This is a genomic window from Alkalibacterium sp. 20 (genome assembly GCF_001885615.1).
GTDB lineage: Bacteria > Bacillota > Bacilli > Lactobacillales > Carnobacteriaceae_A > Alkalibacterium.
The window spans coordinates 21,970-40,963 of the sequence record NZ_LSRN01000016.1 but is presented as its reverse complement, the minus strand read 5'-3'; the positions used below and the strand labels follow the sequence as shown (position 1 = coordinate 40,963).

Genomic DNA, 18,994 nt, shown 5'->3' with positions numbered 1-18,994 from the left:
ATGACAACTAAAATCCAAATTATGTCTACGATGTTAGCTAATCAAATAGCAGCCGGGGAAGTCATTGAACGCCCGGCATCCGTGGTCAAGGAACTGCTTGAGAATGCTATCGATGCCAACAGCACGCGTATTGAAGTCTTTGTAGAAGAAGCAGGGATCAAGAGTATTCAGGTCATTGATGACGGTGAAGGTATAGCTGGAGCTGAAGTGCCTTCGGCATTTGAAAGACATGCGACATCAAAACTGATTGCAGACGAAGACCTGTTCAGGATTCGAACGTTAGGCTTTAGAGGAGAAGCGTTGCCGAGTATAGCCTCTGTATCAAAAATCACTTTAGAAACGGCTGAAGCCGGACAACCGGGTGTGCACATCGAATTGCATGGCGGGAAAATCATGGAACAACGTGCAGCTTCTTCAAGAAAAGGAGTCAATATAAAGGTTGAGGAATTGTTTTATAATACACCTGCTCGACTGAAATATATAAAAACACTGCAGACAGAATTGGCGCACATTAATGACACAGTCAACCGGCTGGCTTTAGCTCATCCTGAAATCTCATTTAAACTTGTTTCCGAGGGGAACACTATGATAAAGACAGCAGGTAATAGTGATCAAAAACAAGCAATAGCTGGTGTCTATGGTGTCAGTATTGCAAAAAAAATGTGTGAGATCAAAGAGACTTCTTTTGACTTTGACGTATCGGGTTATGTTTCTTTACCTGAAGTTACCCGTGCTAATAATAAATACCTTACGGTAATTATTAATGGCAGATATATTAAAAATTACGCTTTGAATAAAGCAATCACAGACGGATTCGGGTCGAAAATCATGATCGGCAGGTATCCTATAGCCGTCATTAATATAAAAATCGATCCGTTACTTTTAGATGTCAATGTGCATCCAACGAAGCAGCAAATACGGATAAGCAATGAGAAAGAATTAGGTCAACTCATTGGTTCTGCAATTAACAACAGGATGAATCGAGAAGTGAGGATTCCAAGTGCGTTAGATAATTTAAACAAGAAAAATAATGGCTCTATAAGGCATCCGAAAGACGAACAGACACGTTTAACTTTTGACGGCAGCCCGAAAGAAGATAATCAGCGGTCAGCTTCAAGAGCTCCTCTAGGTGAGTGGGACAAAGCCAAGGAGAGCAATGCTTATATCTATGAAGATACAACATCAACTCATCACACAGAAGCAGCTAGCTCTATAGAAGAGAGAAACCGAGTCACTTCAGAACAAAATGCCATGATTCACGAGGAACCCATTCTGAAAACAGTTGAAAAAATCAGTAATACAGTAGAACAGACAAAGCAATTTCCTGAATTAGAATACATCGGACAAATGCATGGCACTTATTTGTTCGCTCAAAACGAAGAAGGACTGTATGTTATTGATCAGCATGCTGCCCAGGAACGCATCAAGTATGAGTACTACAGAGAGAATATCGATCAAAACGGAACAGAGTTGCAAGAGCTGCTTATTCCTATCGTCGTTGAATACCCTTCTAATGAAGCACTTGTCATCAAGGATAATAAAGAGAAGTTAGCAGAAGCTTCAGTTTTCCTAGAAGAGTTTGGCCAAAATAGCTTTATCGTGAGACAACACCCTACTTGGATGCTGCCCGGACAAGAAGAAGATACAATAAAAGAAATGATCGACTTCTTTTTAGAGAAAGCCTCACTCTCCGTAAATAAATTTCGGGAGGCGACAGCCATAATGATGAGTTGTAAACGATCGATAAAAGCGAATCATCACTTATCAAACGATGAAGCAAGAGAGCTGTTAAGGCAATTAAGAGTGACAAAGAATCCTTATAATTGTCCTCACGGAAGACCCGTGATGGTTAATTTCACTACCAATGACATGGAAAAGATGTTCAAGCGGATACAAGATTCTCATTGATTTCAGAGTTTTTTTTCTTAACAGAAAGTGTCATTATAAGCGATAATAATTGCTATTCAAAAGAATATTCCCTTACAATAAAATGGAGGGATACTTTTCGCAACATACAGGAAAGAGGGAAGGGCTGATGGGTATTGTTATAACAATCATGAATCAATTAGGGAATCAAAACAATTTAGAGTCTGAAGCAATAAGAACGGACAAATCAAATCAGTCTTGTCTATGCTGGCGCCGCATGCATCAAGTAAGGTTGCTAAAAGAAATTCTTCAAATAATTTAAGTGAATCTACTGTTCAGAACACTACGGTGGATAAAGCCAAAGATACATTAGCTAATCTATTCGATAAAAAAGGAGACCTATTATGTCAGAATATAAAGATAAAGAAAAATTAAAGAAAGAACTCACACCTATACAATATAAAGTGACTCAGAAGAATGCAACTGAACGTCCGGGGACTGGCGAGTATGACAGTTTCTTCGAAGAAGGTATTTTCGTTGACGTTGTGAGTGGTGAGCCGCTTTTTTCTTCAAAAGATAAATATGATGCGGGATGTGGCTGGCCATCATTTACTAAACCGATAACAAAACAAACAATCAAAGAAAAAACAGACTCTAAATTCGGAATGCACAGAACGGAAGTCAGAAGTAAAGAAGCGGACTCCCATTTGGGTCATGTTTTTACAGATGGTCCTGAAGATAAAGGCGGATTACGTTACTGCATCAATTCTGCAGCTCTAAAATTTATTCCAAAATCACAATTAAAAGAAAAAGGTTATGAGGAATATTTAGCGGAATTTGAATAAGCAGCTACAATAGAAAAAGTAAAACATCTGTTCAGAGGGATATTTAATGAACAGGTGTTTTTATGTTATAATATTGTAGATTGATTACAAGTGGAATGAGGGAAATAAATGTTTGAATACATAAAAGGAACGATTAAACATATCTATCCAGGTTATATTGTGTTGGAAGCAAATAATATTGGGTATAAGATACTTATGGGAAATCCTTTCCGTTATTCTGATAAGCTACACAAAGAAGACACTATTTATATTTATCATGATGTCAAACAGGATGCCATGAATCTCTTTGGGTTTGTGACCTTGCAAGAAAAGAACTTGTTTCTGAAATTGATCAATGTTTCTGGGATCGGTCCAAAGTCGGCCCTGGCTATATTAGCAAATGAAGACCATCAGGGTTTTGTGCAAGCCATCGAGGATAATAATTCAACTTATCTGATTAAATTTCCTGGAGTTGGGAAAAAAACAGCAGCTCAGATTGTTTTAGATTTAAAAGGCAAGTTGTCAGAATTTGATATAACCGAATCTGCACGGAGAGAATCACTTAATCAAACTGAGCATTACGGCAAAATAAGTTCTTCGTTTGAGGAAGCTATGGAAGCCTTGCTGGTGTTAGGCTATTCAAGTCGTGACATACAGAAAATAAAAAAACAGATGAATCAACAGGCTGATCTGACGACTGATGCATATATAAGAGAAGCTCTCAGCAAATTAATGACAAAGTAGATTCATCTCACAAGCGTAAAAGGAGAAGGATATGGAAGAAAATCAACACGTCACTTCTGAAGAGATTTTAGATGAAAGCGAACATTCATTAGAAAAAACACTTAGGCCTCAACGGCTGGCAGATTATCTGGGTCAGGAAAAAATAAAAAAAGAATTATCCATCTATATTCAAGCAGCTAAATTGAGAGAAGAAGCTTTAGACCATGTGCTCCTCTATGGTCCTCCAGGGTTGGGTAAGACAACTATGGCTATGGTTATCTCTAATGAAATGGACGCGGATATAAGAACGACAAGCGGCCCCGCCATAGAGAAACCGGGTGACTTAGTTGCCTTGCTCAACGATCTAGAACCAGGCGGGATTTTGTTCATTGATGAGATACATCGAATGCCTCGCATAGCAGAAGAAATGTTGTATTCTGCAATGGAGGATTTCTATGTAGATATTATTATTGGCCAGGGAGAAACGGCTCATCCGGTTCATTTCCCCTTGCCACCTTTCACGCTGATTGGAGCAACTACGCGAGCCGGGACACTGTCAGCCCCTTTGAGAGATCGATTTGGTATCCTTGCTCACATGGAGTATTACAATAAAGATGAATTGAAAGATATCGTATTGCGGTCAGCAGAGGTCTTGAAGACGGAGATCAATCTGCATGGTGCATTTGAAATTGCGCGTCGCTCAAGAGGCACACCCCGAATCGCTAATCGCTTATTGAAGCGTGTCCGTGATTATGCTGAAGTCAAAGGGGAAGGGGTCGTGACAGAAACAATCGCTTCTTTAGCCCTGGATTTACTTAGGGTGGATCATGAAGGCTTAGATATATTGGACCAGAAATTATTGAATACACTGATTAAACTTTATAACGGAGGCCCCGTAGGCTTAAACACTCTTTCAGCTAATATTGGTGAAGAAATGGCTACAATTGAAGACATGGTTGAACCTTTTTTACTTCAAGAAGGATTTTTACAACGAACGTCAAGGGGACGAATGGCAACTCCGAAAGCATATAATCACTTTGAATTGAACCATCTGATGACCGATCAATAAATGAAAAAAGGAGCCACGAGATGACATTATCAACAAAAGATTTCGACTTTCAATTACCAGAAGAACTAATAGCTCAGACACCACTAGAGAAGCGTTCTTCTTCAAGAATGATGGTTTTAACTAGTGATACTGAGAGAATTGAAGACAAACAATTTGAGAGCATTGTAGATGAATTGCAACCGGGAGATGCCTTGGTTGTAAACAATTCCCGAGTGCTGCCGGCACGTCTTCACGGAACAAAAGAAGAAACGAATGCTCATATCGAAGTGTTACTACTGAAAAACACTGAAGAAGATACTTGGGAAACGTTAATGAAACCGGCAAAAAAAGCCAAAATCGGAACAGTGATCATATTTGGTGATGGAAGACTCAAAGCGACCGTTGTCGACGAATTAGAACATGGTGGAAGAATGGTTGAATTCTCATACGAGGGTATCTTTTTAGAGACACTGGAATCTTTAGGTGAAATGCCTTTACCTCCTTACATCAAAGAACGCCTGGAAAACCAGGAACGTTATCAGACGGTATATGCCAAGGAAAACGGATCTGCAGCAGCACCGACCGCTGGCTTACATTTTACCGAAGAAATACTCGAAAAAATAAAAGCTAAAGGTGTCAAACTTATTTTTCTTACATTGCATGTCGGTCTAGGAACGTTTCGTCCTGTAAGTGTCGAAAATATCGATGAACATAAGATGCATGCCGAATTTTACCAATTGTCTGAAGAGTCGGCGGCAGAGTTGAATGAGACCCGGAAGAATGGTGGTCGAATAATTGCTGTTGGAACAACTTCAATTCGCACGTTAGAAACAATCGGCAAGGCGAATGATGATTTGTTAAAAGCCACGAGTGGATGGACAGATATCTTTATATCCCCGGGATATGAATTCAGTGTAGTGGATGCGTTCTTGACCAACTTCCATTTGCCTAAATCAACATTAATCATGCTGGTGAGTGCCTTTGCCGGAAGAGAGTTTATTTTGAATGCATATAAGCATGCTGTGGAAGAGAAATATAGATTCTTCAGTTTCGGTGATGCAATGTTTGTGAAATAGAAAAGTATAAAAAGGATTAGGAGTAAATTTAATGAGCGATCAGCCGGTCACATATAAATTAGAAAAGAAAGAAAAACACACGGGGGCACGTCTTGGAACGATAACAACGCCTCACGGTACGTTTGAAACACCTATGTTTATGCCCGTAGGCACTTTGGCTACGGTAAAAACATTAGCCCCAGAAGAATTAGAAGCAATGGGTGCAGGGATTATTTTAAGTAATACGTATCATCTCTGGTTACGACCGGGTGCAGATATCATTGAAGAAGCAGGCGGTCTTCACAAATTTATGAATTGGGATAAAGGGATTCTAACCGATTCAGGTGGGTTCCAAGTGTTTTCACTCTCTGATTTGCGCGATATCAAAGAGGAAGGCGTCCATTTTAGAAGTCATTTAGATGGATCGAAGCTCTTTTTATCACCGGAAAAAGCCATCAATGTCCAAAACCAATTAGGTCCGGATATTATGATGAGTTTTGACGAGTGTCCACCTTATGATGAAAGTTACGATTACGTAAAAAAATCAGTGGAACGCACATCAAGATGGGCTGAAAGAGGACTTGAAGCGCATAGAAAGCCCGACACACAAGGGCTGTTCGGCATTGTTCAGGGAGCCGGTTTTGAAGATTTAAGAAGACAATCGGCAAAAGATTTAACAAGCTTAGATTTTGCCGGTTATTCCATTGGCGGACTTTCTGTCGGTGAACCGAAATCAGAAATGTACCGTGTGCTTGATTTCACTACACCTTTGCTTCCGGAAAACAAACCACGTTATCTAATGGGTGTAGGTACTCCGGACGCTCTGATCGAAGGAGTCATGCGCGGTGTCGATATATTTGATTGTGTCTTACCTACTCGAATTGCACGAAACGGGACAACAATGACAAGTAAGGGCCGTTTAGTCCTTAAAAATGCAGCCTTTGCGAGAGATTTCAGACCACTCGATGAAAAATGTGATTGCTACACATGTCGCAATTATTCAAGAGCTTATTTGAGACATCTGATAAAATCCAATGAAACATTTGGTTTAAGGTTAACAAGCTACCATAACCTTTATTTCTTGATCAATTTAATGAAAAATGTCCGCCAAGCAATCAGAGAAGATAACCTGCTTGAATTCAAAGAGAACTTCTTTGAAGAGTACGGATACAACAAACCCGATGCAAAAAACTTTTAAAGATTGATAATAACTCTAGCAATTTGACGAGAATTTTGCTAAGGTTAACAACGACACATTGATCCTTGTGATTAATATGTACGCAGTTTAATTACTGACAGAATGAAAATTAAGAATTAATGGAGGAATGTTTAAATGGAATTAATTGGAGCTATGCTTCCCTTTATAGTTATTATGGGGCTAATGTATGTTTTAATGATAAGACCACAGCAAAAGAAAGCAAAAGAAACGCAAAACATGTTAAGTTCACTAAAAAAAGGTGATTCAATCGTCACAATTGGTGGCTTACATGGTGTCGTAGACGAAGTAGTCGAAATAAACAATACTGTAGTTATCGACTGTGAAGGCATTTACTTAACCTTCGAACGCCGTTCCATAGCAAGAATTGTGACTAAAGCAGACACAGTAACGGCAAATCAAAGTGAAGAGTTGGGAATAAATACTCCGGAAGAAACAGTTGATCACGAATAGATACAGGGCGCTTTTTTCAACTCCCTTTTCTATCGAGTTAAGGAGGTAATTTCTTGGACATTACATCCAAAGGTTTTTATCTATACGATGTTTGGTTGAAAAAGAAATTGAATGAGTTTAAAAAGCATGGGTATAATCAAGTGAGTCTTGATGATTTGTGGGAATATTGCACTAATTTTATGTGGAAAAACCATAAACCAGAAAGATATTATCAGGAAGTGAACGACATTATGTCTATAAATTCCAATGATTACTTCAATTATGCTTCGCTTAAAGCTCAGGTCTATAATGTATCATCTCTTAACGAGATGGAACTAGATGACATACTAGGATAATAATAAAGCAGGAACAAGTAGAGTGGTATAAACCATCTGCTTGTTTTTTCTTATGTTTAGATTCTTTCGGATTTATTTTTGAGCATTCGTTATTTATAGTGATTTTTAGTATAATAGGATTAAGAAGTAAGGTGAGGAGGGGTGTTATGCGGTACGGAATTTTAACATTCGATGAACCTAAAAAGGATACATCACGCAAAATTATTCATATTGATATGGATGCCTTTTATGCTTCTGTTGAAATCAGAGATAACCCTTCTTTAAAAAATAAACCAGTAATTATTGCAAGACATCCAAAAGAAACCGGAGGCAGAGGTGTCGTGACAACAGCGAATTACGAAGCTAGGAAATTTGGTGTCCATTCAGCGATGAGTGCACAGAAAGCTTTTGAGTTATGCCCAAAAGGCTTATTCGTTCCTCCAAATTTCGAATCATACAGAGAAGCATCGAGTAAGATGCATAAAATTTTTCTTAAGTATACAAACAAAATTCAACCGTTGTCTTTGGATGAAGCCTATTTGGATGTAACCGATAATCATATCAATCAAAAAAGTGCTACACTTATAGCTGAGAGAATAAGGAAAGATATTTCTATGGAATTAGAACTGACCTGCTCGGCAGGGGTGTCTTATAATAAATTTCTGGCAAAATTAGCGTCAGATTACAATAAACCCAATGGCATCACCGTGATACCTCCCGAAAAAGCGCATGCTTTTCTCATTCATCTCCCGATCGAAAAGTATCATGGGGTAGGGAAAAAGTCCGTAGAAAAGATGCATGCCATGGAGATTTATAACGGTCAAGATCTATACGACAAAGAAGAGTTGGAGTTAGTCAAGCATTTTGGTAAAATGGGCCATTCTCTATATAGAAAGGTCAGAGGAATCGATGATAGTGAAGTGAGAAGTGACCGGGAGCCTAAATCAGTTGGCAAAGAATCAACTTTCCCTCACAATTTATCAGCTGAAAATGAAATCATCCAAGTCTTAAGACAGTTGGCTAAGAAAGTAATGGAGAACTTAAACAAGAAACAAAAACATGGTAAAACGGTGGTATTGAAGATTCGTTATGAAGATTTTCAAACCGTAACGAGACGTCGAACCTTTCCAAATTATATCGAAGACGAAGAAGAGTTATTTCGTGTTGCCGTATCTATTTGGGAAGAAGAGAGCCTGGATTTAAGTGTGCGACTTTTAGGGATAACTGTAACCGGCTTGGACTCGATTATATTTGAAAATATTCCATTACCTTTATGGAATAAATTTCCTAAAGAAAGGAATACTGATCCAGATGAAAACAAAACATGAACAGATATTAACGTTTATTGAATCTTTACCGGTTGGTGAAAAGTTATCGGTAAGGTTGATAGCTAAAGAATTACATGTTAGTGAAGGGACGGCATACCGGGCCATTAAAGAAGCAGATAACAGGGGATTGGTTTCCACGATCGAACGTGTCGGAACGATAAGGATCGAATCGAAAAATGTGGATAATATCGAAAATCTAACCTTTGAAGAGATAGTAAAGGTAATTGATGGAGAGGTTCATGGTGGGTTTAAAGGACTGAAAAAGACTTTAGCTAAATTTGTTATTGGAGCAATGACCGAAGAAGCCATGCTTAGGTACATTTCTGAAGAATCACTCATGATCATAGGAAACAGAGAAAAAGCGCAGGAGCTCTCATTAAATCAGGGAGCAGCCGTACTTATAACAGGTGGATTTAAACCTAGTCATAATGTCATTGAATTAGCAGATCAGAAAGAGTTACCCTTGATAAGTACCTCATATGACACGTTTACAGTTGGAACAATGATTAACCGCGCCATGACAGATCAGTTGATAAAAAAAGAAATCTTACGTGTACAGAATATATATAATCCAATTGAACAAACCTGTTTTTTGAAAAAAGAAGATACCGTTTATACGTATCGCATGTTAAATCAAAAAAGTACTCATTCGAGATTTCCTGTGATTTTGTCAGATAAAAGACTAGTAGGTATCGTAACCGCTAAGGACGTTGTAGGAAAAGATGATACTGTTTCTATCGAAAAAGTGATGACGAAAAATCCCGCTTATGCAAAAAAACATATGAGTGTTGCTTCGATTGCCCATACAATGATTTGGGATGGCTTGGAGGTCATGCCGGTTGTTTCAGATGATATGACTCTGATTGGCATCATATCACGGCAGGATATTATGAAAGCTATGCAATCCGTACAGAAGCAGCCTCAATCAGGCGACACCATATCTGACCAAATCAATCAAATGATAAAAGAATCCGATGACGAAGGGTACACGTTTCAAGTGACACCTCAGTCAACAGACAGTATGGGGACGATTTCTTTTGGCGTGCTAAGCGAAGTCATAACGGAATCGGTCTATAATTACTTGTCAAAATTAAAAAAGAAAAATCTAGTCGTTGAACAAATGAATTTACATTATTTTAATATGATACACTTGGATAATTCATTAACGATAAAACCTGTTGTCTTTGATGAAAACAGGCGTTCAGCAAGGTTAGATGTTCAAATTTATTCAGAGAAAATTTTAGCGGCGAAAGCACTCGTTGTTTGTCAGCTTATTCAAAAAAAATAGCACGAAGAAGGAGACCGTAAGCATGCAATTTGAAACTGAAAATCTAGAGGATTATGAAATAAAAAAAGCTGTTTGGGACATCATCAAAAAATTTGATACCATTATCATTCACCGACACGTGAGACCGGACCCAGACGCTATCGGTTCCCAGTGTGGACTCAAAGAAATGATCAAAGCCACGTTTCCTGAAAAAACAGTTCTTGTTGAGGGAGCCTCTGTTGATGATTTAGAATATTTAGATACGATGGATTATGTAGAAAAAGATTTATATGATGATGCTTTAGTCATTGTTACTGATACGGCCAATATTAAGCGTATCGATGGTGAAAACTATCGTATGGCTAAACAATGGATCAAAATAGATCATCACCCACTTGATGATTCTTATGGCGAAGTCGAATGGATCAATACTGAAGCGAGCAGTTGCAGTGAGATGGTTGCCGATTTATGGTTAACTTTCCCAGATGAAATTACTATGACAAGTAAAGCCGCTCGCCTTCTTTACGGGGGGATTGTCGGAGATACTAACCGATTCCTCTACGACGGCACATCGCCTTACACAATGAAAGTTGCTGGCGAACTGATGACGTTTGATTTTTCGTATACTGACCTGAATGACAAGATGAACGAAATTGAACCAACGACAAGTAAGATGATGGGGTATGCTTTGGAACATTTCGAGTTATCCAAAGATGGTATCGGACATATTATATTGACGCAGGAAATATTGAAAACATTGGGAGTGGAAGACAGCGATACACATCCTGTTGTTCCTTTTCTTGGTAAAATAGCGGGCGTAAAAGTATGGGCTGTATTTGTGGAACAACCCGAAGGTACCTACAGATGCCGCTTGAGATCGAAAGGACCGGTAATCAACATCATTGCATCTAATCACGGCGGCGGAGGTCATCCGTTAGCGAGTGGCGCACACGCTAAAGATATGAAAGAAATAGAAGCTATTTTAAATGAACTGAAGGCAAACGTTTAAATCTGTGTTCCCAATTAATCCTTCTTAAGTCCGATAGACTAATTCGGTGGATATGATAACCTGGGATTGTATGGATTAGATAAAAACATATAGAGGGATAAATATGAAAAAATATAAAATAAGAGAAAAGTTAAAACTTTATATCGATCGAATAATTGAATATAGCACTCCAAAGCTTAAGCGACTTTTCATCGTTTTAAAAAGAAAATGGAAGAAGCATCATTTAACGAAATTTCTGATCCTTTTTATGTTGGTTATTTCTCTCGGTTTTAGTGTATATTTAGCCATACTGGCTAAATCAGCGAATGTTAATTCATTACATGCCGGGTTGGCACAATCTACCTTTATTATTGATGACAATGGAGAAGAAGCGGGTACTCTGTATGCTCAAAAAGGGACATTTATAGAAATTGACGCCATGTCTGAGAATATAGCAGATGCCGTAATAGCGACCGAAGACCAGCGGTTTCATTCGCATAGAGGATTCGATCCCATTGGCCTGGGTAGGGCAGCGTTCGGTTATCTTATCAACAGAGGACAAATTGTTGGTGGGGGAAGTACCATAACGCAACAATTGGCCAAAAATGCCTATCTGTCAGCGGATCAGACAATTATGAGGAAACTGAAAGAACTATTCCTGGCTATAGAGATTGAGAAAAATTACAGTAAGAATCAAATATTAGAAATGTATTTGAATAATGCATACTTCGGAAATGGTGTCTGGGGCGTGGAAGACGCATCAGCAAAATATTTCGGTAAATCGGCTCAAGAAATTACTGTGCCAGAAGCAGCGACTTTTGCTGCTATATTAAAGGCACCCAGTCATTATAACCCGCTGGACGATTATGAACGATCGATAGAGCGAAGAAATGTAGTTTTAAAATTGATGGAAGATACTGAAGTGATTTCAACTGAAGAAAAGACAGCCTTTCAAGAATCTGGTTTAACTTTAGTTGATCGATATGACCGAAAAGACGGTTATCGTTATCCTTACTACTTTGATGCAGTGACCAATGAAGCGAACAACCGATATGGGATAGAAGAAGAAGATCTGCTGAATAATGGTTATACCGTTTATACGTCGCTTAATCAGACCCATCAGCAGCAGATGGATGCAGTTTACGAAAATAACGATTTGTTTGAATCAGCTAAAGACGGCACGTTAGCGCAAAGTGCCTCTGTGGCTTTGAATCCGAAAACAGGTGGTGTAACAGCAGTCGTCGGTGGTAGAGGAGACTATACTTTCAGAGGGCTGAATAGAGCCACGCAAAGTAGAAGACAACCTGGATCGGTCATCAAACCATTAGGTGTATATGCACCGGCATTAGAAGAAGGGTACAGCCCTTATTCCATGTTAGTGGATGAAGAACTAACTTATGGCGAGACAAACTATAATCCGACCAATCTGTCGGGCACTTATCAGGGGGAAGTACCCATGTATGAGGCTTTATCTGACAGTTTGAATGCACCGACAGCATGGCTTCTCAATGAAATAGGTATCGATAAAGGTATTAGGAAACTTGACAGATTTGGTATAAAGGTAGCCGATGACGAGAGAGAATTAGGAGCTATCTCTCTTGGTGGAATGAAAACAGGTGTATCACCATTACAAATTGCTAGTGCTTACAGCGTTTTTCCGAATGACGGTCTAAAAGCGGATCCGCATTTCATTACAAAAATAGTGGATGCAACAGGAGCTATCATTGTAGACAATACAGAGGTTAAATCAGAAAGGGTGCTATCTTCAGATGTATCAAATCAGATGAATAGTATGCTGCTCAGTGTCTTTGAATCGGGTACGGCTAGAAATAATCAACCAAATGGGTATAAAGTGGCTGGTAAAACAGGCACGACTCAAACAGAAAATGGGGTCGGTGCAACAGATCAGTGGATAGTAGGTTATACACCCGATATTGTGGTGGCGAGCTGGACTGGATTCGATATTAACGATTATTCATTGACGACTTACAGTTCACAAGGCATTGGGATGGTGCTGAAAGCTCAGATGGAAGGGATTCTTCCTCATACCGAGCAATCCACATTTTTAGTGGAAGAGGCGGGCGAAGGATACCAGGAAGAAGAACCTTCAATTTTCGACCAGTTTACAGGTGGAATGGAAGAGGCCGGTGAAAGGGTCAGAGAAGGGGCGTCACTATTCAAAAACAAAACAAGTGAACTATTTGAACAATTCAGAAATAGATCGAAAAATGAGTAGGTAAAGCAAAAAGATTCTTTTCTGGTATCTATTTTATATTCATGATACACTTATAAAGAAAGAAAAAACGTTCGTATAAAGAACGGAAAATGAAGGGATGATAGTATGTCCGTAAATATTTATGACACGGCTAATCAATTAGAACAAGACTTAAGAAAAACTGAGGAGTTTCAAAAATTGGATGCGGCTTTTAAAGCTGTAAAAGAAGATGAAGAAGCAAATCGAGTTTTCAACGAGTTCAGAGAAGTTCAACAAACGATTCAACAAAAACAAATGAGTGGCGAAGAAATATCAGAAGAAGAAGCTCAACAAGCTCAAGAAATTTCTGGTAAAATTGGTGAAAACGACACGATCACTAACCTATTAGAAGCTGAAAAGCACGTAGGACAGATGATTGATGATATTAACCAAACAGTATTAAAACCTGTTAGAGAATTATATCAATAATTAATTTGAAAAGGACTTACTCTTGGAGTGGGTCCTTTTCCTAAAAATTTTAAAGAACATACGTGCCCGACAAAGGATGGATTTAAAATGGTTCGATACATACACGCGGCTGATCTACACTTAGACAGTCCCTTCAAGGGCTTGAAAAATATGCCTGAAGCCCTTTTTGATAAAATTAAGGCATCAACATTTGATTCTCTACGAAAGATTGTGGATGCGGCAATACACCATCGTGTGGACTTTGTACTAGTTGCAGGTGATGTTTATGATATAGAGGATCGGAGTATCCGTGCACAGGTATTATTAAGAAAAGAACTTGAACGTTTAAATGATGCTGATATCAGCGTGTACCTGATTCATGGAAATCATGACTATATAACTAATGACGAATTGCATCTATCGCTTCCAAAAAATGTAGAGGTATTCGGTCCGGAAGTTGAAACTAAAATTCATGAGACAGCTAATAAAGAATCTATAGCCATCAGCGGTTTTAGTTATGATCGAAACTGGATAGAAGACAGAAAAATAAGAGACTATCCCGTACGCAATACGACTGCCAGCTTTCACATCGGTTTGTTGCATGGGTATTTAGAAGGGCAAAACACAGAGCATGCTCGTTATGCGCCATTCACTCTCACTGAGCTTAAAGAAAAAAATTATGACTATTGGGCTCTAGGGCATATTCACAAGCGACAACAGTTAGGACAACAGCCTTTAGTCTATTACAGCGGCAACACCCAAGGACGTCACAAGAATGAACAAGGAGAAAAAGGCTGTCTGCTTGTAGAATTAACTAACACAAATGAAAAAGTAACCTTTATTCCCACCGCAGACATAACATGGCAGTCTATTACTTTAGATGTCACTTCTTATCAAACGATAAACAAAATATTTGAAGACATAAAAAAAGAATTAACAAAAGAACACTATAAAAATTGTTTACTTGATCTAACACTGGAAGTATCAGAAAACATGCCATTATCCGTCATGAGAAAATTAGATGATGACGACTTGTACCAAGCGTTTCAGCAGATCGAAACGTCCTCTTTTGTTTATATTGCTTCACATAATGTCTTAATAAGAAGAGAAGAATCACGCTTGTTGTCCTTGGAAAGCTCTTTTCCAACTGCCTGGAACAAAGCTTTAACAGATGTGAAAAAAGAGGAAATATTCCAAGAATTGACCCATGAATTATTTTCAATGCATACTTATGCTAAATATAGTGACGAAAATAACGAAAAGTTCAGAAATGATATTATTACAGCAGCAGAACGTTTGTTGCTTAAAGATTTAGGGGACGCGATGAGTCATGATTATTAAGAAAATAATTATTTATGGGTATGGAAAATGGATCGATGCAGAATTTGAAGTTCAGGCACCTTTCCAACTGTTTTTTGGAGAAAATGAAGCAGGGAAATCGACTCTGATGTCATTTATTCATAGCATCTTCTTCGGCTTTCCTACAAGACATAGTTCTTCAAGCCGCTATGAACCGAAAGAAAGTAGTCGCTATGGAGGTAAAATAATCATTCAAGACAAACGTTTTGGAGAAGTGAGTATTGAACGCGTCTTGGGAAAAGTGACGGGTGATGTTGTTGTCCAGTTTGAAGATGGTACTACAGGTGACGAAACTATTTTAAGTACGCTCTTTCATGGAAAATCAAGATCTTTTTACGATAGCATCTATTCATTTGATCTAAAGGGTATAGAAGATATTCAAGAATTGAACGAAGAGCAATTCAATCGCTTCTTCTTAAGTATCGGTGCCTTGGGTCATGAAAAATATTTGAAACAAGCAGACTACTACCATTCTCAGGCCGGGAAATTATTTAAACCGATGGGAAGAAAGCCGATAATCAACCAAATACAAATGAAATTAAAAGAAAAGAAACAAGTGCTCGATTCTGCTAAAGAAAACAATGAATCATACATTAACTTAATTAAAGATGATTTAGCGAAACAGGATCAATTGGAAAATGTGGAATTGAAATTAGAAAAGACCACTGAAGAATTAAATAACCTTAATGAACTATCAAAATATAAGGAAACGATTGAAGAAATCGAAACAATAAAAAATAGATTAGAAGAATTACCTGATTTAAATTTACCAGAAGAAGGCTTGTATCAGTTAAAACAATTTCATAGTGATATCGAAACATATCAGCAGAAAATAAATGGATTACAAGATAGGCAGAAAACGCTTCAGCATCAGTACAAACCATCAAAAGAGTTGGTTATGTATCAACAAAATGAAGAAGAATTGATCGTTTTTGAAAAAGAGATGGATGTTTGGGAGGATAAGGTTCAAGATTTACAATTGAAAAGAAAAGATCTGTCTAACATCAAACAAATGATAACAGAAACTAAAATCAGAGAAGATATTTCCCTCGCTGAACCTCTACCACAAACACTAAAGTCTGGAGACAATGATTATCTGGAAAATACTCATAATAGGATGTTAGAGCTTGATAATAAAATCACTGCTTTAGTGGAAGACGAAAAAGCTTTGCTTTATCGTATAAATATCAATGATGATATGATAGACAAAATAGAAACTCAGTTGTTGCCTCTCTCAAGATTTAATGAATTAACTGAATTAGACAAGAAAACAAGTGACACAGAAAACCAAAATAAAAAGAAAACAAAAACATTTATTATGCCGCTTACGATTACTTTAACTTTTTTAATCAGTTTATATCTTTACACAATCAATCCTTTGTACAGTATTGGTTTAATTGCCCTAAATCTCATTTTATTTTATTTTACATCTCGTACCGAGAAAGAAAGTTCCGAAAGCTTTTCACAAGAACAACGAAATCTCTTGTACCAACAAAAAAACTTGAGGAACCAGTGGAAAGAACTATTAGCTGCAAATGACGACTATCAATCACATAAAGAAGAAAGTGTCATGAATTTAGGTAACGTTAAGAAAACCAAACGTTTAATTGACGAAGATTTTGAGTATTGGAAACAAAAGCATGATTATTCAGATAATATAACAATTTATTCGATTTTGGATAAACTGAAAATATATGATGCTTTAAGAGAATTACTTGAAAAAGAGTCTGCTTTAACTCATCATACCGAGAGCACGTTAAGAGTTCTCAATGAACGCTTAAATTCTTTCGAACATTTATTTAAGCGAACGCTCATAGCAGAAGATGTGGTAGAAAAATTTAAAGAAGTGAAGAGTGTTTTTAGGGAAATTAAAAAAGAACAACGAGAATTAAAAGATTATATGAAAGAAACAGATGCGGTTCAACATGAAATCAATTATTATGTACAAAAAGTGAATGAAATAAAAAGGTCGAAGCGACGATTTTTCGAATCACTAAACACGACGAATCATGAAGAGGTCTATAATCTCTATACTACTCAAAAAGAAAAGAATGAAAAAGAGCTGAGATTATCTTTATTATTGGAAAAACTTCCCGTTCGAGACGAGCCGCACTTAAAATTGAAGCTGAATAGCTTGGATGAAAAAATGATGAAACTTAAAGAACAACAGCAGCTATTAACATCTGAGCAGAAAGATATCATGAAAAAAATGATGGAAATAGAAATGCAGATTAAACGGTTGGAAGATGGTGGCACATACACTGAGCTTCTTCAAGAATACGAGAATGAAAAGAGTTATTATCAAGAAGTGGTAAACGAATGGTCGATACTCAAGTCGGCTGCAGGTATTATTGAGAAGACATTGCATCATGCAAAAGAAGACAAGCTACCACATACTTTGTCTATTGCTGCATCCTTTTTTAGTTTTCTGACAAGTGAGAAATATCAGCAACTCGTTTTCGATGAAGATGACTTATTTGTCATCGATAATAATGGAAACAAATGGCGTAGTGAAGATTTGTCACGAGGCACAGTAGAACCATTATATATAGCCTTGAGATTAGCGTTTATTAAGGCCACAAAAGAAAGTATTCAATTCCCGATTTTAATTGATGATCCGTTTGTTAATCTTGATTCCTTACGTGTTAAGAAAATGTATGAACTTTTGACTAGTTTCGATAAAGATATTCAGTTAATCTATTTTTCTTTTGATCAACGTATTCACTCTTTTATTGAAGATGATAATTGCGTATACTTAAAAAATAAGGCCGATTAGGAGAGCTGAGATATGAAAAAAATATATGACTATCAGAAAGATGAGCAAGTAAATATGCATGTTTTAATTAAGTCTGCAGAAGAAAAAATTACGCGAACAAACAAGCCGTATTTATCTTTCGTTTTTCAGGATACCAGTGGAGAAATAAGTGCTAACTATTGGGACATAACACCTGAAGATAGTGACCTTTTTAAGCCTGGAACAGTGATTAAGCTAGAGGGTAAAAGAGATGAATACAAAGGGAGTCCTCAGATACGCATCAATTCTATTCGACTAGCCAAAGATGATGAACCAAACAATCCTGAATTATATGTTGAACGAGCCCCGGTCAATAAAGACAAAATGGTAGAAGAATTTAATCATGCGCTATTTGACATTACAAATGCCAACTTGAATCGAATAGTAAGATTCATTATGAAAAAATATCAGCATGATTTTTTTCAGAGTCCGGCTGCGAAAACGAATCATCATGCCTTTATGGGTGGGTTGGCTTATCATACCATCAGTATGCTTCGTATTTCCCGGTCTTTATCTGAACTATACAGCGATCTTGATGTCTCCTTACTGTTTTCGGGTATCATCTTGCACGATGTGGGGAAAGTTGTCGAATTAAGTGGACCTACGGCAACAGATTACACCCTTGAAGGCAAATTGATTGGGCATATTGTCATGATTAATGAAGATATAGTTAGAGCTTGCAAGGAACTGAAAATCGATGAAGAGCATGAAGACGTCTTGTTGCTTAAACACGTCGTTTTAGCTCACCACGGTGAACTTGAATATGGTTCCCCAGTAAGACCTCTGATACCTGAGGCAGAAATAATTCACTATATCGATCAAATTGATGCAAAGATGAACATGATGCACACTGCGCTTAGAAGAACTGAGCCGGGTGAATTCTCTGATAAGATTTGGGCCATGGATAACCGATCATTTTATAAGAAAAACTATGAAAATCCATCTTCATAGTCTTTACGAAAACGAAAGTTCAATGAAGAGTTTGTGAAGGAAAAATTCTTTTTCATTTATACGTTTTCATTTTTATATAACCTATGGTATATTTATTTAAGTACCGAGGGTTAATGATTTAATGATAAAAAATCAAACAAAATAAT

The 18,994-nt window shown here is 37.6% G+C and carries 17 protein-coding genes; all 17 read left to right on the top strand.

The genetic code is table 11. The annotated features are described in order from the left end of the window. The 17 genes from mutL (at window position 1) to AX762_RS02510 (ending at window position 18,848) form a co-directional block, all read left to right on the top strand. Window positions 1–1,908: a DNA mismatch repair endonuclease MutL gene (gene mutL, locus AX762_RS02585; RefSeq protein ID WP_071847605.1), complete on the top strand. Its 1,908-nt coding sequence runs from the start codon at window positions 1–3 to the stop codon at window positions 1,906–1,908. A gap of 127 nt (window positions 1,909–2,035) precedes the next feature. Beyond that, complete coding sequence (locus AX762_RS12700) at window positions 2,036–2,188, top strand: hypothetical protein (protein WP_177244017.1); 153 nt, start codon at window positions 2,036–2,038, stop codon at window positions 2,186–2,188. Window positions 2,189–2,270: 82 nt separating this feature from the next. Beyond that, a complete protein-coding gene (gene msrB, locus AX762_RS02580; RefSeq protein ID WP_071847604.1) occupies window positions 2,271–2,711 on the top strand; it encodes a peptide-methionine (R)-S-oxide reductase MsrB in 441 nt (146 codons plus the stop codon). A gap of 108 nt (window positions 2,712–2,819) precedes the next feature. Further along, complete coding sequence (gene ruvA, locus AX762_RS02575; protein ID WP_071847603.1) at window positions 2,820–3,434, top strand: Holliday junction branch migration protein RuvA; 615 nt, start codon at window positions 2,820–2,822, stop codon at window positions 3,432–3,434. A 31-nt stretch (window positions 3,435–3,465) separates the two neighbouring features. Beyond that, on the top strand, window positions 3,466–4,482 hold the full coding sequence (gene ruvB / locus AX762_RS02570) for a Holliday junction branch migration DNA helicase RuvB (protein ID WP_071847602.1): 1,017 nt from the start codon (window positions 3,466–3,468) through the stop codon (window positions 4,480–4,482). 20 nt (window positions 4,483–4,502) lie between these two features. After that, window positions 4,503–5,537: a tRNA preQ1(34) S-adenosylmethionine ribosyltransferase-isomerase QueA gene (queA, locus tag AX762_RS02565; RefSeq protein ID WP_071847601.1), complete on the top strand. Its 1,035-nt coding sequence runs from the start codon at window positions 4,503–4,505 to the stop codon at window positions 5,535–5,537. Between the two features lie 31 nt (window positions 5,538–5,568). Continuing rightward, entirely contained in the window at window positions 5,569–6,714 is a 1,146-nt protein-coding gene (gene tgt, locus AX762_RS02560) for a tRNA guanosine(34) transglycosylase Tgt (RefSeq protein WP_071847600.1), read from the top strand. Between the two features lie 135 nt (window positions 6,715–6,849). After that, complete coding sequence (gene yajC / locus AX762_RS02555) at window positions 6,850–7,185, top strand: preprotein translocase subunit YajC (protein ID WP_071847599.1); 336 nt, start codon at window positions 6,850–6,852, stop codon at window positions 7,183–7,185. A 53-nt stretch (window positions 7,186–7,238) separates the two neighbouring features. After that, complete coding sequence (locus AX762_RS02550; RefSeq protein WP_071847598.1) at window positions 7,239–7,520, top strand: post-transcriptional regulator; 282 nt, start codon at window positions 7,239–7,241, stop codon at window positions 7,518–7,520. Window positions 7,521–7,666: 146 nt separating this feature from the next. Continuing rightward, window positions 7,667–8,827, top strand: coding sequence for a DNA polymerase IV (gene dinB, locus AX762_RS02545; protein ID WP_071847597.1), 1,161 nt, complete (start codon window positions 7,667–7,669; stop codon window positions 8,825–8,827). After that, window positions 8,811–10,115, top strand: a complete 1,305-nt coding sequence (locus AX762_RS02540; protein ID WP_071847596.1) for a DRTGG domain-containing protein — start codon at window positions 8,811–8,813, stop codon at window positions 10,113–10,115. The genes dinB and AX762_RS02540 overlap by 17 nt, the downstream gene beginning before the upstream one ends. Window positions 10,116–10,137: 22 nt before the next feature. Beyond that, window positions 10,138–11,103: a bifunctional oligoribonuclease/PAP phosphatase NrnA gene (locus AX762_RS02535; RefSeq protein ID WP_071847595.1), complete on the top strand. Its 966-nt coding sequence runs from the start codon at window positions 10,138–10,140 to the stop codon at window positions 11,101–11,103. A 103-nt stretch (window positions 11,104–11,206) separates the two neighbouring features. Continuing rightward, window positions 11,207–13,318, top strand: a complete 2,112-nt coding sequence (locus AX762_RS02530; protein ID WP_071847594.1) for a PBP1A family penicillin-binding protein — start codon at window positions 11,207–11,209, stop codon at window positions 13,316–13,318. Between the two features lie 105 nt (window positions 13,319–13,423). Next, window positions 13,424–13,765, top strand: coding sequence for a YlbF family regulator (locus tag AX762_RS02525; RefSeq protein ID WP_071847593.1), 342 nt, complete (start codon window positions 13,424–13,426; stop codon window positions 13,763–13,765). Between the two features lie 87 nt (window positions 13,766–13,852). Further along, a complete protein-coding gene (locus tag AX762_RS02520) occupies window positions 13,853–15,085 on the top strand; it encodes a DNA repair exonuclease (protein WP_071847592.1) in 1,233 nt (410 codons plus the stop codon). Beyond that, complete coding sequence (locus AX762_RS02515) at window positions 15,075–17,879, top strand: AAA family ATPase (RefSeq protein WP_071847591.1); 2,805 nt, start codon at window positions 15,075–15,077, stop codon at window positions 17,877–17,879. Before AX762_RS02520 ends, AX762_RS02515 begins: the two co-directional genes overlap by 11 nt. Before the next feature lie 12 nt (window positions 17,880–17,891). Then, window positions 17,892–18,848, top strand: coding sequence for a 3'-5' exoribonuclease YhaM family protein (locus tag AX762_RS02510; protein WP_071847590.1), 957 nt, complete (start codon window positions 17,892–17,894; stop codon window positions 18,846–18,848). Window positions 18,849–18,994: the final 146 nt, after the last annotated feature.

Bases quoted from the DNA above. Each gene is read 5' to 3' on its own strand.
- mutL (WP_071847605.1), top strand. From the start codon at position 1: ATGACAACTAAAATCCAAATTATGTCTACGATGTTAGCTAATCAAATA.
- AX762_RS12700 (WP_177244017.1), top strand. From the start codon at position 2,036: ATGGGTATTGTTATAACAATCATGAATCAATTAGGGAATCAAAACAAT.
- msrB (WP_071847604.1), top strand. From the start codon at position 2,271: ATGTCAGAATATAAAGATAAAGAAAAATTAAAGAAAGAACTCACACCT.
- ruvA (WP_071847603.1), top strand. From the start codon at position 2,820: ATGTTTGAATACATAAAAGGAACGATTAAACATATCTATCCAGGTTAT.
- ruvB (WP_071847602.1), top strand. From the start codon at position 3,466: ATGGAAGAAAATCAACACGTCACTTCTGAAGAGATTTTAGATGAAAGC.
- queA (WP_071847601.1), top strand. From the start codon at position 4,503: ATGACATTATCAACAAAAGATTTCGACTTTCAATTACCAGAAGAACTA.
- tgt (WP_071847600.1), top strand. From the start codon at position 5,569: ATGAGCGATCAGCCGGTCACATATAAATTAGAAAAGAAAGAAAAACAC.
- yajC (WP_071847599.1), top strand. From the start codon at position 6,850: ATGGAATTAATTGGAGCTATGCTTCCCTTTATAGTTATTATGGGGCTA.
- dinB (WP_071847597.1), top strand. From the start codon at position 7,667: ATGCGGTACGGAATTTTAACATTCGATGAACCTAAAAAGGATACATCA.
- AX762_RS02540 (WP_071847596.1), top strand. From the start codon at position 8,811: ATGAAAACAAAACATGAACAGATATTAACGTTTATTGAATCTTTACCG.
- AX762_RS02535 (WP_071847595.1), top strand. From the start codon at position 10,138: ATGCAATTTGAAACTGAAAATCTAGAGGATTATGAAATAAAAAAAGCT.
- AX762_RS02530 (WP_071847594.1), top strand. From the start codon at position 11,207: ATGAAAAAATATAAAATAAGAGAAAAGTTAAAACTTTATATCGATCGA.
- AX762_RS02525 (WP_071847593.1), top strand. From the start codon at position 13,424: ATGTCCGTAAATATTTATGACACGGCTAATCAATTAGAACAAGACTTA.
- AX762_RS02520 (WP_071847592.1), top strand. From the start codon at position 13,853: ATGGTTCGATACATACACGCGGCTGATCTACACTTAGACAGTCCCTTC.
- AX762_RS02515 (WP_071847591.1), top strand. From the start codon at position 15,075: ATGATTATTAAGAAAATAATTATTTATGGGTATGGAAAATGGATCGAT.
- AX762_RS02510 (WP_071847590.1), top strand. From the start codon at position 17,892: ATGAAAAAAATATATGACTATCAGAAAGATGAGCAAGTAAATATGCAT.